Origin of the sequence: Leisingera sp. M523 (assembly GCF_025141335.1) — a bacterium.
Taxonomy (GTDB): Bacteria; Pseudomonadota; Alphaproteobacteria; order Rhodobacterales; family Rhodobacteraceae; genus Leisingera.
This window is the reverse complement of record NZ_CP081036.1, coordinates 3,853,664-3,870,076: the sequence shown is the minus strand read 5'-3', so window position 1 is coordinate 3,870,076 and position 16,413 is coordinate 3,853,664. Positions and strand designations below refer to the sequence as shown.

The window sequence follows — 16,413 nt, the reverse complement described above, 5'->3', positions numbered from 1 at the left end:
GCCGTTCATCCATCCTTAACCATGACCCTTGCAAAAAAGCGCATTGATTCACGCATCAACGCGTGTCTGAGCGCTTGCAGGGGCGTTTTCTGCTCCCTATATACGCCGGGACGCGGCAAGGTGCAGACCAAACCGCAACTTCCATCGGGGCCAGGATGCCGCAACGGGTTCAGGCCTCGGGTAATCGCCTTGAGTAGTAAAAAGGGATCGCAAATGAGCAAAGTTATCGGCATTGACCTAGGCACCACCAACTCCTGCGTGGCCATCATGGATGGCTCTCAGCCCCGCGTGATTGAAAACGCCGAGGGTGCACGCACAACCCCGTCGATTGTTGCCTTTACCGACAATGAGCGCCTGGTCGGCCAGCCGGCTAAACGCCAGGCCGTCACCAACCCCGACAACACCGTGTTTGGCGTTAAGCGCCTGATCGGCCGCCGGTTCGACGACGCCGCAGTCGCCAAAGACAAAAAGATGGTGCCGTTTTCCATCGTCAACGGCGGCAACGGTGACGCATGGGTCGAAGCCAAGGGTGAGAAATACTCCCCGTCGCAAATCTCTGCCTTCACCCTGGGTAAGATGAAAGAGACCGCGGAATCCTACCTGGGCGAGGAAGTCACCCAGGCGGTGATCACCGTTCCGGCCTACTTCAACGACGCACAGCGCCAGGCCACCAAAGACGCCGGTAAGATTGCGGGCCTCGAAGTGCTGCGCATCATCAACGAGCCGACCGCGGCTGCGCTGGCTTATGGCCTCGACAAGGAAGAAACCCAAACCATCGCGGTTTATGACCTCGGCGGCGGCACCTTTGATGTGACCATCCTGGAAATCGACGACGGCCTGTTCGAAGTGAAGTCGACCAACGGCGACACATTCCTGGGCGGCGAAGACTTTGACATGCGTATCGTCAATTATCTGGCGGACCAGTTCAAAAAGGAAAACGGTGTCGATCTGTCCAAGGACAAGATGGCCCTGCAGCGCCTGAAAGAGGCCGCAGAGAAAGCCAAGATCGAGCTGTCCTCCACCTCGCAGACCGAGATCAACCAGCCGTTCATCTCGATGGACCCGTCTTCGGGCCAGCCGCTGCACATGGTGATGAAACTGACCCGCGCCAAGCTGGAAAGCCTGGTCAGCGACCTGATCAAACGCTCGATGGATCCTTGCAAGGCAGCCCTCAAAGACGCAGGCCTGTCGGCTGGCGACATTGACGAGGTTGTTCTGGTCGGCGGTATGACCCGCATGCCGCGCGTCATTGAAGAAGTCACCAAGTTCTTCGGCAAGGAACCGCACAAGGGCGTGAACCCGGACGAAGTGGTTGCTATGGGTGCGGCCATCCAGGCCGGCGTTCTGCAGGGCGACGTCAAAGACGTGGTGCTGCTCGACGTGACCCCCCTGTCCCTGGGTATTGAAACCCTGGGCGGTGTCTTCACCCGTCTGATCGACCGTAACACCACCATCCCGACCAAGAAGTCCCAGGTGTTCTCGACCGCGGAAGACAACCAGAACGCCGTGACCATCCGCTGCTTCCAGGGTGAGCGTGAAATGGCCGCCGACAACAAGATGCTCGGCCAGTTCAACCTTGAGGAAATCCCGCCGGCGCCCCGCGGCCTGCCGCAGATCGAAGTGACCTTTGACATCGACGCCAACGGCATCGTGTCGGTCGGCGCCAAGGACAAGGCGACCGGCAAGGAACAGCAGATCACCATCCAGGCATCGGGCGGCCTCTCGGATGACGACATCGAAAAGATGGTTAAGGACGCTGAGGAGAACGCCGAAGCCGATAAGGAACGCCGCGAGCTGATCGAAGCCCGGAACCAGGCCGAAAGCCTGATCCACTCGACCGAAAAAGCCGTGGAAGAGCACACTGATAAGGTCGATCCGTCGACCGTCGAGGTGATCGAACTGGCCATCGCCGCGCTGAAGGATGATCTGGAGAACGAGAAATCGACTGCCGAGAAAATCAAAGCGGGCATCCAGAACGTCACCGAGTCCGCCATGAAGCTGGGTGAAGCAATCTACAAGGCTCAGGCCGAAGCGGACAGCGAAGAAGAGCCGGCCGCCGCGGATGAGGCCGCAAGCCCTGCGGATGACGACATCGTTGACGCGGAATTCGAAGACCTGGACAACGACAAGCGCTAACGCCTGATACGCAGGCCATAGCGGGCCGGTCCGGACCCCGGACCGGCCCATTTTCGTTGAGGCAGATGGGGTTATCCGATGTCAAAACGCGACTATTACGACGTTCTGGGCGTGGCCAAGGGCGCCACCGCAGACGAAATCAAAAAGGGCTTTCGCAAGAAGGCCAAAGAACTGCACCCCGACCGGAATTCCGACAATCCGGACGCCGAATCGCAGTTCAAGGAAGCCAACGAGGCTTATGACGTCCTGAAGGACGCCGAAAAAAAAGCCGCCTATGACCGCTTTGGCCATGCCGCGTTCGAAAACGGCATGGGCGGCGGCCAGCGTGGCGGCCAGGGCCAGGGCTTTGGCGGCGGTGATTTCTCCTCCGCCTTCTCCGACGTCTTTGACGATCTGTTCGGCGATTTCATGGGCGGCCAGCGCGGCGGCGGCGGCGGACGGCAGCGGGCTTCCCGCGGTGCCGATCTGCGGTACAATCTGCGGGTCTCGCTCGAGGACGCTTTTGGCGGTCTGCACAAGACCATCAAGGTTCCGACCTCGGTCTCCTGTACCTCTTGCGAAGGCACCGGGGCTGAGGGCGGCGTGGAACCCACCACCTGCCCGACCTGCTCCGGCATGGGTAAAGTCCGCGCGCAGCAGGGTTTCTTCACCGTTGAACGCACCTGTCCGACCTGTTCGGGCCTAGGTCAAATCATCAAGAACCCGTGCAAATCCTGCCATGGCCACGGCAGGGTGGAAAAGGACCGTTCGCTGTCGGTGAACATCCCGGCAGGCGTTGAAACAGGCACCCGCATCCGCCTGGCAGGCGAAGGCGAAGCAGGCCTGCGCGGCGGCCCTCCCGGTGATCTCTACATCTTTGTCGAGGTTGCTCCGCACGCCCTGTTCGAACGCGACGGCAACAATCTTTACTGCCGGGTGCCAGTCAGCATGGCCAAGGCAGCCCTTGGCGGCTCCATCGAGGTGCCGACCATCGACGGCGGCCGCGGCCGGGTCCAGATCCCCGAAGGCAGCCAGTCCGGCCGCCAGATGCGTCTGCGCAGCAAGGGTATGCCAGCCCTGCGCGGCGGTGCCACCGGCGACATGTTCATCGAACTGGCGGTGGAAACCCCGGTCAACCTCACTGCCCGCCAGAAAGAGCTTCTGCGCGAGTTCGAGGAAATGTCCGAGGACAACACCAACCCCGAATCCCGCAGCTTCTTTTCTTCGGTGAAGAGCTTTTGGGATGGCATGAAGGGGTGAGCAAGCTCCCTGGAAACGCTCCGGGGGAGCGTTTCGCTTGCGAACGGGCGGAGCCCCGGCGCATCCCCGCAAACGTCACAGAAGAAAGCGCCCCTGCCCGGGGGCGCTTTCTTTTATCCTCGCTCTGCAGTCCTCTCCCCATGCTGCACCGCGGCGGTGTACAGGGGGTGCACGCCGGTCACCCCCCAGTTGCCGCTCCTCTGCGGCGCCCCTTAACACTTCCTCAACCATGATGGCGGCACCATGGCGCCATGGCACAGGACCCCTCATTCCAGGACGTCTCCCTGCCGCTGTTCCCCGGCAGCGACGAAACCCCTGCGGCCCCCCTGCCCCAAGGCCGCCTGCCCTCCTACATCAAGGACCACCGCTCCCGCCTACGCGAGCGTTTCCTGCAGGGCGGTGCTGCCGCAATGCCGGACTACGAGCTTCTGGAGCTGGTCCTGTTCCGCTCCATTCCGCGCCGCGACGTCAAACCTTTGGCCCGGCAACTGCTTGACACATTTGGGGATTTCAACCGCGTTGTAACGGCCTCTCCGGAACGGCTGGCCCAGGTCAGGGGCATCGGCGATGCGGTGATCACAGACCTTAAGGTACTGGAGGCCGCAGCCCACCGCATGGCCCGCGCCCGCGTGATGCAGCGGCAGGTGATTTCCAGTTGGGACGCGTTACTGGACTACTGCCATACCACTATGGCGCACCGCGAAACCGAACAATTCCGTATCCTGTTCCTGGATCGCAAGAACGTGCTGATCGCCGACGAAGAACAGGCGCGAGGCACCGTCGACCATGTCCCGGTTTACCCCCGGGAAGTCGCCAAGCGGGCTCTTGAGGTCAACGCTAGTGCTTTGATTTTAGTCCATAATCATCCGTCCGGCGATCCCACGCCTTCGGACAGCGACCTCAGCATGACAGATCAGGTTCAGGCCGCCCTGACCGCCCTTGGCATCACCCTGCACGACCACTTGATTATCGGAAAATCCACCGAACTCAGCTTCCGCGCCCGCGGGCTTCTCTAGCGCTGCCGCAGCGCGCGCCAGCGCGGTGCCCGGCCCAAGGATTTACAGGGCATCTCTGAGGCCGTGTCAAATGCGCGGGAGCCCGCCCGCCGCCCCGGCACTTAGCGCACCCAGACCTCAACCCGGCGGTTGATCTGCCGCCCCCATTCGCTGTCGTCACAGGCCATCGGCAAGGCCTCGCCGAAGCCATGTGTGCTGATCTGCACCCGGGTTGCATCTGCCGTCTCTGCTGCTTTGATCACCGCATCCCGAACCGCACCTGCCCGCTTCAAAGCAATCCGCCGATTGCCTTCAGATGGCCCGACCCCATCGGAAAACCCAGCAAAAACAATTTCTTTTCCGTCGAACTCTCCTGCCTCCAGCGCGCGGGCCAGCTGCTCGACGTTGCTGCGGGACTGCGCATCAGGGCGCGCCGACCCAGGTTCGAACCGGAACGAGATGGTCAACCGCCGCATGTCGCCCAACAGGGTCACCAGCCGCTGAAGTTCCTCCAGTCCGGATTTTTCCTTTGAAGCCAGAATCGCATTTGCCAAGCGGCGGCCCTGGCGGCTGACCGGGATCCGTTCCGGCGCCTGATCGACAAATCCTGCCCGGCGAATAACTGCCTGCGCCGCAGGCCCCCGCACATAAGCCAGGAAATCCCGCGCAATCTTGGGCAGGCGGCGGGCCGGCAGGTAAAGGAACATGGGAACCGTCAGCGGGTAGTCTTCAGTCTTTACTGCCCGGCGGCTGGCCTGCAGAGAGAACCCGCAAGGGCCCGTCAATGTCAGCACCCGCGCCGCGCCTTTCTCGGCAAAGCTGGCGATACCTATGGCAAAGGGATCGACGAGAACCCGGCGGGCAAGTGTACTGCTGCGGTCATGGCGGCGGATTCGCGTTGTGAACCCAGCCCCAAAAGGCACCATCAGCCGATCCTCCACCGCCTGGGCGAGGCCGGAACCGGAAACCGGCATATGCAGCGAAATCGGGGCATCAGGACCGCCAATCGTTTGCCAGTTAGTGATCTGACCGGAAAACATCCCAGCAAGCTGCGGCAAGGAAATCTCGCGCACCGGGTTGCTGGGCGCCACCACCGGCACAAAGGCGTCCAACGCGAGAACACGGCTACGGCCCGGTCCGGTCAGATCACCCAGTCCTGCGGCACGGGCGGCCTTTTGTTCAAGCGGACGGATCTCCCGCAGTGCCATCGTCACATCCGCTTCATCCGCAATAAGAGCCGCAAACCCGCCATCCGTATTGCTTGCCAGGAAAGTGAAGCGTGCGGCCGGCTTTTGCCCGCGCAGCAGGACATGGCTGAAATTCCCGTCGGGCAATGCCTCCAAGTGAGTCTGATAGCCATTACGCAGAGCAAAGCCTTCAATCAGCGCAGGCATCAGAACTTCTGACATGGCTGAAGAACCAGCCAAAGTGATCTCCGAAACAAATCCGGACAGACTGGGGCAGCCTGGCCCATCGCACGCAACGCCTGAACCATCGACGGTGAGTTCGCCGAATTGCGTCTGTACCCGATAAAACTCGCCGTCGAATCCCAGCAGCGTGCCAGTGATTTCAACTGCGCCATCCGGGGAAGACAGGGTGACATCCTGAGCAGCAAGACCGCGCGCAAAGACTGCCAGAAAAAGTGCGGCGCAAATGGCCGCACGAAAGAAGGTCATATGGATACCTGAAGTTACCGCAAATCAGTTGGATGCGATTTTCAAGTCTTCTACCAGATTATTCAACACCAGAAAGCTGCCTGTTGCATCGCAATCCGGCATTGCCATCACCAAATCCCGGCTTGTGAGCTGTCCACTGCGCAATTGCAGCGCCTGGGCGGAAACATCCCTGCCGCAATTGACATCCGTCACTTCGGCCTCAGCAGTCAGGGACACGGTACCAGACTCGCTTGTGTCACTTGGCAGGCTGTAAACCTCGGCAATACGCGGTGCCAATTGGCTGTCGTCACCCAATCGCACGACCTGCCCAGCCCCGGCCGCGCCGTGCCAGACATGGCCAGCGCTGCCATAAGCGGCGCCGAACTCGCGGGCATGGATTTCGAAGCCGCTGTTACCGGTCCATTGTAGAACAATCCGCTCAACAGTTTCAAGGCCGTCTACCTCCGCGACGGCGACAGCTCCGCTGCCGCCTGAAGTCTCTGCAATGAAGACCGCTGTTCGGGTCAAAGCCGGCACCAGTGTGCTGAACCGGCCTGAGTGGTCCAGCGCAGCCGTAAAGGTCATGCCGCTGTGATGCACAGTTAAGCGCTCGTTTGGCTTGCAGGATGCCTCAACAAAGAGATTGACCATCGCCATCGGGGCAGCTTCAGCCTTGACCGTCATCTGGCAGGACGCTCTGTAATCGGGTTCTGCTGGCTCGCTGCCCGCTTTCAACGCAATTGCAGCAGGCGGCGCTGACGTCAGGGTGATCTTTTCGATCTGCAGCTGAGCAGCTTCGGGTTCGCCTGGCAATTCGGGATCAGCCGCCGCAGTCCGGCCGGCCATGCCGATCACCAAGCCCGGGCCAGACGCCTGCATGTAGAATCCGATGCCCAAGGCACAAGCCAGCGTCATCGCGCTTGTCAGCATCACCTGTTTGCTTAGCATTGGATCCTCCAGAACCAGTTTGGTTAAGGAAGCATGTCTGCAAATGCCGGCCAGTTTGTGGCCCCCAGCAGGAGAGATTCCGGCAAATACGGCAATCACGCCATCTTTGTTGCGTGTCCGGAAACAAATCCGATTATACGCCCCGTGCCCTGGCAGCTCCAAAGGCCCTTGGCGGCCTAGCGCGCTGCGCACTGCGCAGCGCCACGCCCAACGGAAGCAGTCTTTGCCAAAAGACCGGCGACGGGCGGGAGATCATCCACCCACCGCCGGACGCAAGGTTAGAAAACTGGATCCTGCGTGCTTCCTCCGGATATCAGGTAAGGCTGCCATGGCAGTGCTTGAACTTCTTACCCGACCCGCAAGGGCATTTGTCATTGCGTGAGGGGTTGCCCCAGGTCGCCGGATCCTCCTCCACGAAACCCGGTGCCGGGGCTTCTGCCGGAGCTTCGGCTGCAGTCGGCTGCGGGACTGCCATTTGCTGCATTGCAGCCTGACGGGCAGCCATTTCCTTCAGCATCTGCTGCTGCTCATCCTCAGTCATTGGGCGCACGCGGCCAAGCTGCTGGGACACTTCTTCACGCAAGGAATCGAGCATGCTTTCAAACAACTGAAAGCTTTCGTTCTTGTATTCATTGAGCGGATCACGCTGCGCATAGCCGCGGAAACCCACCACCGAGCGCAGATGCTCCAGCGTCAGCAGATGCTCGCGCCAATTCTTGTCTATGGTCTGCAGCAGAACCTGCTTTTCGATGTTGCGCATGTTTTCCGGGCCAAAGGCCGCGGCTTTTTCCGCCATCATCTCATCAGAAGCCTGGACCAGACGTTCCCGGATCTGCTCGTCATCGACGCCTTCCTCGGCGGCCCACTCCACCACCGGCGCATCAATGCTCAGCATCTCGCGGACCTGCTCCTGCAGGCCTGCTGTGTCCCACTGATCGGCGTAGGTCTTGGGCGGCATGTGGGTGTCGAGCAGATCGTCGATCACCTCGTGGCGCATATCATCGACAATCTCGGACAGATCCTCGGCGGCCATAATTTCGCGGCGCTGATTGAAGATCACCTTGCGCTGATCGTTCATCACATCGTCGAACTTCAGAACGTTTTTGCGCATGTCGAAGTTGCGGCCTTCGACCTTGGCCTGCGCGCGTTCCAGCGATTTATTCACCCAAGGGTGAATGATCGCTTCGCCTTCCTTCATGCCCAGCGATGACAGCAGTTTGTCCAGCCGCTCCGAGCCGAAAATGCGCATCAGGTCGTCTTCAAGGCTGAGATAGAACCGGGTCCGGCCCGGATCGCCCTGACGGCCAGAACGGCCGCGCAGCTGGTTGTCGATGCGGCGGCTTTCGTGGCGTTCGGAAGCCATCACAAACAACCCGCCTGCGTCCAGCACCTTCTGCTTTTCCTCGGCGTGTTTGGCTTCTTCGGCGGCACGCAATTCTGCGGGATCAGCCTCCGGATTTTGCTCCAGCACTTCCAGCACTTTCATCTCGACGTTGCCGCCGAGCTGAATATCGGTGCCGCGGCCGGCCATGTTGGTGGCAATGGTCACCGCGCCATAACGGCCGGCATCAGCAACGATCTGCGCTTCCTGCTCATGGTGGCGGGCGTTCAGAACGTTGTGCGGGATGCTGTCCTGCTGCAGCATCTGGCTCAGCAGTTCGGATTTCTCGATCGAGGTCGTTCCCAGCAGAACCGGCTGGCCCTTTGCGTGCGCGACCTTGGCTTCCTTGATCATCGCCTCATATTTTTCACGGGCAGTGCGGTAAACCTGATCGTCCTCATCCACCCGCGCAATCGGGCGGTTGGTCGGCACTTCAACCACACCCAGGCTGTAGATCTCGGCGAACTCATCAGCCTCGGTCATCGCGGTGCCGGTCATGCCCGAGAGCTTGTCATAAAGCCGGAAGTAATTTTGGAAGGTCACCGAGGCCAGGGTGGTATTCTCCGGCTCGATATTGACCTCTTCCTTGGCCTCAATGGCCTGGTGCAATCCTTCGGACAGGCGGCGGCCCGGCATCATACGGCCAGTGAATTCATCGATCAGAACAACTTCGCCATTGCGGACGATATAATCCTTGTCCCGCTGGAACAGCTTGTGCGCACGCAGGGCCTGGTTCACGTGGTGGACAACAGTGGTGCTTTCCGGATCGTAGAGCGAGGCATCCTCTTCCAGCAGACCGTGCTCACGCAGCGTCTGCTCCAGGTATTCATTGCCGTCCTCAGTAAAAGTCACACCACGGGTTTTCTCGTCGATCTCATAGTGTTCTTCCGACAATAGCGGGATCACTTTGTCGATAGTCGAATAGAGTTCGGACCTGTCCTCGGCCGGGCCGGAGATGATCAGCGGGGTACGGGCCTCGTCGATCAGGATCGAGTCAACCTCATCGACGATGGCAAAGTTGTGCTGCTTCTGGAACACTTGGTCCAACGACGGTTTCATGTTGTCGCGCAGATAGTCGAAACCCAGTTCGTTGTTGGTGGTATAGGTGACGTCGCTGTTATAGGCGGCCATCTTCTCGGCGTCGGCTTGCCCCGACCAGATCACGCCGGTGGTCATGCCCAGCTGGGCAAACACCTTGCCCATCCATTCACTATCCCGCGTGGCCAGGTATTCGTTCACCGTTACCACATGCACGCCCTTGCCGGTCAGCGCATTCAGATAAGCCGGAAAGGTCGCCACCAGAGTTTTGCCCTCGCCGGTCTTCATCTCGGAAATGTTACCCTGATGCAGGAAAATACCGCCCATCAGCTGGGTATCAAAAGCCCGCAGACCCAGCGCCCGTTTGGCCGCTTCACGCACATTGGCAAAGGCTTCGGGCAGCAGTGCATCCAGGCTTTCACCGCCCAATGCGCGCTTGCGCAGCTCCTCAGTCTTGTCCTTCAGCCCGTCATCGCTAAGCTTCGCGAACATATCCTCCAGCGCGTTGATCTGTGCAATCAGCGGCCGTGTCGCCTTGATTTTACGGTCATTCGGCGTGCCGAAAACCTTTTTGGCGAGTGTTCCGAAACCCAGCATGTCTTCTCCAGCGATCCTATGTCCGGCCTTTGCATCGGGCAGGCTTGCCCGCCGTGTCCGCAACCCATAAACAATGGTGGAAAGACGGTCCTGCCAATGGCCTCAAGGCGATGTAAGCGGCAGGGTATAGAGTGTCAACGGCAGGCCCCTATGCGGCCTAGGAATAGGAAGGTTTCAATGCGTAAAGGTCTCACTTTTCTGCGTGGCGTGGCGGTGGCAGCCTGTACTGCGCTGCCGCTGACCGCAGCTGCTGCGCCTCATGCCAACACGGTTGTTGCCTCGGTCAATGGTGAAGAAATCACCATCGGCCATATGGTCATGGCCCGCGAAAACCTGCCCGACCAGTACAAACAGCTGCCTGATGACGTGCTCTACAATGCCATCCTGGATCAGCTGGTTCAGCAAACTGCACTGAAACAGCAGTTGCACGGCGAAGTGCCTCGCTACGTGCAGCTGTCCGTTGAAAACGAAGAGCGCGCCATGCTGGCCGCAAACGTGATCGATATGATCATGGAAAAGGCCAGCGGCGAGGATGCGCTGCGCGCCGCCTATGACGGAAAGTATTCTTCCGGTGACGGCGGAGACGAGTTTCATGCCGCCCATATCCTCGTCGAAAGTGAAGAGGACGCACAGGACGTCAAAAAGGAGCTGGACGCCGGCGCCGATTTCGCCACGCTTGCCAAGGAAAAGTCCACCGGCCCCTCCGGTCCCAGCGGCGGCGATCTGGGCTGGTTCACCACAGGCCGTATGGTGCCGGAGTTCGAAGATGCTGTTCTGAAGCTTCATTCGGGCGAAGTTTCAGAACCCGTGAAAACCCAGTTCGGCTGGCATGTGATCCTGCTGCGCGAGCGCCGCAAGACCGAAGCCCCCGAGTTTGAAGAAGTGCGGGCACAGCTGGCCGAGGAATTGCGCCAAAAGGCAGTGGAAGAGAGCGTGAATGAACTGACCGCGTCCGCCGAAATCGAACGGTCCGAGATTGAGGATCTGAATCCGGCAATTCTCAAAGACCTTAGCCTGGTAAGGAACTAATCATGGCCGCCCCCATGCCTGTCTCGCCGCTGGCACCTGCCAGCTTCCCCGATCTTCCGGTGATCAAGGGCGTGCGTTTTGCATCAGCCGCGGCCGGGGTCAAGTATCAGGGCCGGACCGATGTGATGCTGGCAGTGATGGATCCGGGCACTGCGGTTGCAGGGGTTTTCACCCGCTCCAAGACCCGTTCTGCCCCGGTTCTGGACTGCCAAGCCAAGCTGGGCGGCAATGCTGATGCCGGTGCGGCAATACTGGTGAACTCCGGCAATTCCAATGCCTTCACCGGTCATTTCGGGCAAAGCTCGGTTGCGGAGATCACCACTGCAGTTGCGGAAGCAACCGGCCTGCCTTCCACGCGTGTTTTTACTGCCTCCACCGGCGTCATTGGCGAGCCGCTGCCGCATGACCGGATTGTCGCGAAGGTCAGCGAACTGAACGATGCATTGGATGAAAGCACACTGGAAGGTGCCGCCCAGGCGATCATGACCACCGACACCTTTGCCAAAGGCGCCAGCGCCACGGTGGGGATCGGAGGCAAGACAGTCAAGATCGCCGGCATCGCCAAGGGTTCAGGCATGATTGCGCCGGATATGGCAACCATGCTGGTCTACATTTTCACCGATGCGAAGGTCGGGCAAGCTGACCTGCAGGAACAGCTGGCCGGGATTTGCGACCGGACTTTCAACTGCATCACCGTGGACAGCGATACCTCGACTTCCGACAGCCTGATGCTGTGCGCCACCGGCGCTTCGGGCGTCGACGCGACTGGAAACGCGGAGTTTGCGGCAGGCCTGGAGCGGGTAATGCTTGACCTGTCACACCAGGTGGTGCGCGATGGCGAGGGCGCGACCAAATTTGTGGAAATCCAGGTGACGGGCGCGGCTTCGGATGCGGATGCAAAGGTGCATGGTCTAGCTATCGCCAACTCGCCGCTGGTGAAAACCGCAATTGCGGGCGAGGACCCGAATTGGGGCCGCGTGGTAATGGCGATCGGCAAATCCGGCGCGGCTGCCGACCGGGACTTGCTGTCGATCTCATTTGGCAACGTGCTAGTGGCCGAAAAGGGCTGGGTCGCACCGGACTACAAAGAAGATCTGGGCGCTGCAGAGATGAAGAAACAAGAGATCACCATCAAAGTAGGCTTGGGACTGGGCGCGGGCAAAGCCACGGTTTGGACCTGTGATCTGACCCATCAGTATATCTCGATCAACGCGGATTACCGGTCATGAAGGTGATCCTTGTTTCCGCAGTTGCGCTCATCGACGTGGATGGGCGCGTGCTGCTGGCACAGCGCCCCGAAGGTAAATCCATGGCCGGCCTGTGGGAGTTTCCAGGCGGCAAGATCGAACCAGGCGAAACACCCGAGGCAGCATTGATCCGTGAGTTACAGGAGGAGTTAGGCATTGACACCTGGGCGTCCTGCCTGGCACCGCTTACCTTCGCAAGCCACTCCTACGAGGATTTCCACCTGCTGATGCCGCTTTTTGCCTGCCGTAAGTGGGAGGGCATCCCGCAGGCTAATGAAGGCCAAACCCTGAAATGGGTGCGGCCGCAGGATTTGCGGGACTATCCAATGCCGCCCGCCGATATCCCGCTAATCCCGATTCTGCGGGACTGGCTGTAAAGAACATGGAGCCGCAACGCAGCGGTTTCATGCTTTCCCAATGGTGAATTTTACCGTTTTACCGGGGCTTTAGCTCCCCGGACCGGTGCCTGTGAACCCTTTGTTAATCATTATCCATAAGCATCAGGTACGAAGAATTTGACTACCCGAAGTTCCAATTGGGCAGGAGAAGACCATGCTAAGGACAATCGCAGTTGGCAGTTTCTCGCTGGTTCAGGGCATTTTCATAAGGACACTGCCTGACGGGAAAATCGCGGTGCGGGTTGGTAAAAGAACCTATGAAGGCCGCCCGGTGCCGCCAGTTGCCTGAACCATCACTCATTACGCATGTCAGGCAAGAAATGGAGTTGCTGACAATGCTGCCCCATTTTTGGACCCGTAAGGCCAAGGCAAATTGACAAAATTTTGCTTTGCGGGCTGGTCTGTCCCATTTCCACTCTGTCGTTCCGCCAATTCGTCAACTGTCTTTGCGCCCTCAGCACATTCAGAATGAACCTGCGTGGGCGGCGCATTCAGCATCAACGACAGGGTCGCCTTCAATTGCGCTTTGGCCCTTGCGGCACGTGACAATGGAACCGCCCAAAGAAACAGGCCCCGGCAATGATGCCAGGGCCTGCTTTTCAATTTAGATTTAGCAACGATCAGTCAAGGGTCCGGGTGACTTCTTCGCGTTCGAAGATTTCAATCACGTCGTTCGGACGGACATCATCGTAGTTTTCAAACGCCATACCGCATTCCTGACCGGACTGAACTTCGGACACTTCGTCTTTGAAACGCTTCAGTGTCTTCAGCGTGCCTTCGTGGATTACCACGTTGTCACGCAGCAGGCGGACACCTGCCGAACGGCGGGCAATGCCCTCGGTGACCAGACAGCCGGCAACCTTGCCAACACCGGTAACCTTGAAGACTTCCTTGATCTGCGCATAGCCGATGAAGTTTTCGCGGATCTCGGCAGACAGCAGGCCTGAGGCCGCCGCTTTCACGTCATCCACCAAGTCGTAGATCACTGAATAATACCGGATCTCGACGCTCTTCTGATTGGCGGTGTTGCGGGCGGAAGCATTGGCACGGACGTTGAAGCCCATGATCGGCGCGCCGGAGGCTTCGGCGAGGCCGACATCAGTTTCGGTGATCGCACCGACGCCCGAGTGCAGCACGCGCACGCGCACCTCGTCGTTGCCGATCTTTTCCATCGCCTGAACGATGGCTTCGGCAGAGCCTTGCACGTCAGCTTTGACCAGGATCGGCAGCTCGGAGACATTTTCGTCGTCCTTGGCCTTCTGCATCAGCTGTTCCAGCGTGGTCGCAGCACCGGCAGCGGCGCGCTTATCCTTGGCGGCCTGCTCACGGTATTCTGCGATCTCGCGCGCCTGTGCTTCGGTGTCTGTCACGTTCAGCACGTCGCCTGCTTCCGGGGTGCCGTTGAGGCCAAGAACCTCGACAGGAACCGAAGGACCGGCTTCCTGAACGCGCTCGCCCTTGTCGTTGATCAACGCACGGACCTTGCCGTATTGCTCACCCACAACAAAGATGTCGCCCTGGCGCAAGGTCCCGGTCTGAACCAGAACGGTCGCCACGGGGCCGCGGCCCACATCCAGCTGTGCCTCGATCACGGCGCCCTGGGCGGCGCGGTCGGGGTTGGCCTTCAGTTCCAGAATTTCCGATTGCAGTGCAATGGCTTCCAGCAGCTCGTCCAAGCCCTGGCCGGTTACCGCGGAAACTTCAACGTCCTGCACGTCGCCGGACATCGCTTCCACAACCACTTCGTGCTGCAGCAAGTCGGTACGGACCTTTGTCGGGTCAGCAGCCGGTTTGTCGATCTTGTTGATCGCCACGATCATCGGAACCTGCGCCGCCTTGGCGTGGTTGATGGCTTCGATGGTCTGCGGCATCACCGCGTCATCCGCGGCAACAACCAGAACCACGATATCCGTCACCTGAGCGCCGCGCGAACGCATCGAGGTAAAGGCCGCATGGCCAGGCGTATCCAGGAAGCTCAGCACGGTGCCGCTTTCGGTTTTCACCTGATACGCGCCGATGTGCTGGGTAATGCCGCCGGCTTCGCCAGCCACAACACGGGCATCCCGGATGGCATCAAGCAGCGAAGTTTTGCCGTGGTCAACGTGGCCCATGATTGTGATGACCGGCGGACGCGGTTTCAGATCGTCGTCCTTGTCCTCGATCTCTTTGATCACGTCTTCGACGTCAGAAGCGGACACCCGGACCACTTTATGGCCGAATTCTTCGATGATCAGTTCAGCGGTATCGCCGTCGATGGTCTGGTTCTGCGTGACCATCATGCCCATGTTCATCAGCGATTTGACAACTTCGCCAACACGCTCCGCCATCCGGTTGGCCAGTTCTGAAACCACAATCGCTTCAGGCAGCTGAACGTCGCGGATGACCTTTTCACGCTCGACCTGGCCGCCCATGGCTTTTTGCCGGGCACGCTCTTGCTTACGCTTCATCGACGCCATCGACCGGTGGCGATTGCCGCCGCCGCCAGTGGCCTGGCCCAATGTCAGCTTGCCCGAGCGGCGGCCATCATCCTGGCCCTTGCCGCGGTTCTGACGCTGTTCGCGTTCACGGTCTGCTTTACGCGGGGCGGCAGCAGGTGCGGGTTTGTTCGGCGCCGGGCGGGCCGCTCTGGGCGTATCCGCAGCAGGAGCAGGAGCAGCGGCTGCAGCAGCTGCGCGTTCTTTTGCCACTTCAGCTTCACGCTTCTTGCGCTCTTCTTCTTCTTGCTTGGCCTTGGCGCGTTCTTCGGCTTCCCGCTGCTCGCGCTCCTTGGCTTCCGCTTCGGCGCGACGGCGGTTGCGATCTTCTTCGCGCGCTTTTTCGTCCGCGGCCCGGGCGGCCGCTTCTTCGACCTCGCGCGCTTTGGCAGCCTGCAGCGCCTTCAGGCGGCGCTCCATCTCAGCGTCACTGATGCCGGCAGGCCGGCGCGATCCGGATGTGGAAGGCGCAGCGCCGCCGCCGCCCTTGGCCGCACCCGGCTTGGGAACCACAACGCGCTTGCGCTTGGTTTCCACTACGACATTCTTGGTCCGTCCATGGCTGAAACTCTGTTTCACGTTCCCCGGACGGGAACCCCCACGCAGACCCAGTGTCTTTTTGCCGTCACTATCGCTCATAAAGCTTCTTATCCTTCCGTGCGGCCGTCGCCGCCCACCATTTCGCGCAAACCTTGCAGTCGTTGCGCCTCATCTACAACACGTTTGCTGAGTCCGCCAGAGGCGAGGGCGGCATGTATTGCAGTTTGGCGCCCAAATGCCATTCCCAGCTCGTCCGCCGTGAGGCAGCCGATGAATTTGCCCTTGTAGGGGGTGCTCAGCTTCGACTTTCCGCGGCCAGACCCGTCGGACGCCTGGATCAGCACCCGGGCATCCTCTTTGTAAAGCCAGTCTTTCACCCGCTCAAAACCGGACACCGCATCACCCGATTTACGCGCCAGGCTGATCAGTTCAATAAGCCGGCGGACAACCTGCCGCTCAACTTCCTGAACCAATTCGTCCGGCACCTGGACCTGGGCCTTGAAGCCGCGGGCAAACAGCTTCTTCTTGACCGCGGTTTCCAATGCGGCCCGGCTGGAGGCCACATAGACACCACGGCCGGGCAGTTTGCCCATCACATCAGGCACAACTTGCCCGTCAGGACCCATCACAAAACGGATGAGGCCCTGTTTGGGCTGGATCTCGCCGGTTGCGATGCATTTACGCTCGCTGTCGTCGGTCCGGTCTTTTGTGGCGCCGCCGCGTGTCATGCAGTTCT

Annotated in this window: 11 protein-coding genes; 6 read left to right on the top strand and 5 right to left on the bottom strand. The window is 60.0% G+C overall.

Translation table 11 applies throughout. The annotated features are described in order from the left end of the window. Positions 1-213: 213 nt before the first annotated feature. The 3 genes from dnaK to radC all read left to right on the top strand — a co-directional run bounded on the left by dnaK (position 214) and on the right by radC (position 4,391). On the top strand, positions 214-2,136 hold the full coding sequence (dnaK, locus tag K3557_RS19235; protein ID WP_259995967.1) for a molecular chaperone DnaK: 1,923 nt from the start codon (positions 214-216) through the stop codon (positions 2,134-2,136). Between the two features lie 78 nt (positions 2,137-2,214). After that, positions 2,215-3,375 (top strand): molecular chaperone DnaJ, encoded by a 1,161-nt coding sequence (dnaJ, locus tag K3557_RS19230; protein ID WP_027257040.1) that lies wholly within the window; start codon positions 2,215-2,217, stop codon positions 3,373-3,375. A 251-nt stretch (positions 3,376-3,626) separates the two neighbouring features. Beyond that, on the top strand, positions 3,627-4,391 hold the full coding sequence (radC, locus tag K3557_RS19225) for a RadC family protein (protein WP_259995963.1): 765 nt from the start codon (positions 3,627-3,629) through the stop codon (positions 4,389-4,391). A gap of 101 nt (positions 4,392-4,492) precedes the next feature. Here radC and K3557_RS19220 read toward each other — a convergent pair whose 3' ends face one another. From K3557_RS19220 to secA, 3 genes are all read right to left on the bottom strand, one after another. Next, positions 4,493-6,046 carry a phosphate ABC transporter substrate-binding/OmpA family protein gene (locus K3557_RS19220; protein WP_259995961.1) on the bottom strand — a complete coding sequence of 518 codons (1,554 nt, stop codon included), beginning with the start codon at positions 6,044-6,046 and terminating at the stop codon, positions 4,493-4,495. Positions 6,047-6,070: 24 nt separating this feature from the next. After that, entirely contained in the window at positions 6,071-6,973 is a 903-nt protein-coding gene (locus K3557_RS19215) for a hypothetical protein (protein WP_259995959.1), read from the bottom strand. 313 nt (positions 6,974-7,286) lie between these two features. Beyond that, on the bottom strand, positions 7,287-9,989 hold the full coding sequence (secA, locus tag K3557_RS19210) for a preprotein translocase subunit SecA (RefSeq protein WP_259995957.1): 2,703 nt from the start codon (positions 9,987-9,989) through the stop codon (positions 7,287-7,289). 177 nt (positions 9,990-10,166) lie between these two features. On the opposite strand from secA, the gene K3557_RS19205 reads away from it, so the two are divergent. The 3 genes from K3557_RS19205 to mutT are packed head-to-tail and all read left to right on the top strand — an operon-like array spanning position 10,167 to position 12,642. Then, positions 10,167-11,018 carry a peptidylprolyl isomerase gene (locus K3557_RS19205; protein ID WP_259995947.1) on the top strand — a complete coding sequence of 284 codons (852 nt, stop codon included), beginning with the start codon at positions 10,167-10,169 and terminating at the stop codon, positions 11,016-11,018. 2 nt (positions 11,019-11,020) lie between these two features. Further along, positions 11,021-12,247: a bifunctional glutamate N-acetyltransferase/amino-acid acetyltransferase ArgJ gene (gene argJ, locus K3557_RS19200; protein WP_259995945.1), complete on the top strand. Its 1,227-nt coding sequence runs from the start codon at positions 11,021-11,023 to the stop codon at positions 12,245-12,247. Next, positions 12,244-12,642 carry an 8-oxo-dGTP diphosphatase MutT gene (mutT, locus tag K3557_RS19195; RefSeq protein WP_259995943.1) on the top strand — a complete coding sequence of 133 codons (399 nt, stop codon included), beginning with the start codon at positions 12,244-12,246 and terminating at the stop codon, positions 12,640-12,642. Before argJ ends, mutT begins: the two co-directional genes overlap by 4 nt. A 641-nt stretch (positions 12,643-13,283) precedes the next feature. On the opposite strand, the gene infB is transcribed toward mutT, so the two are convergent. Then, positions 13,284-15,776: a translation initiation factor IF-2 gene (infB, locus tag K3557_RS19190; RefSeq protein ID WP_259988540.1), complete on the bottom strand. Its 2,493-nt coding sequence runs from the start codon at positions 15,774-15,776 to the stop codon at positions 13,284-13,286. A gap of 8 nt (positions 15,777-15,784) precedes the next feature. Then, the gene (locus K3557_RS19185; RefSeq protein WP_259988542.1) at positions 15,785-16,405 is read right to left on the bottom strand and encodes an RNA-binding protein; all 621 of its coding nucleotides are present in this window, start codon (positions 16,403-16,405) and stop codon (positions 15,785-15,787) included. Positions 16,406-16,413: the final 8 nt, after the last annotated feature.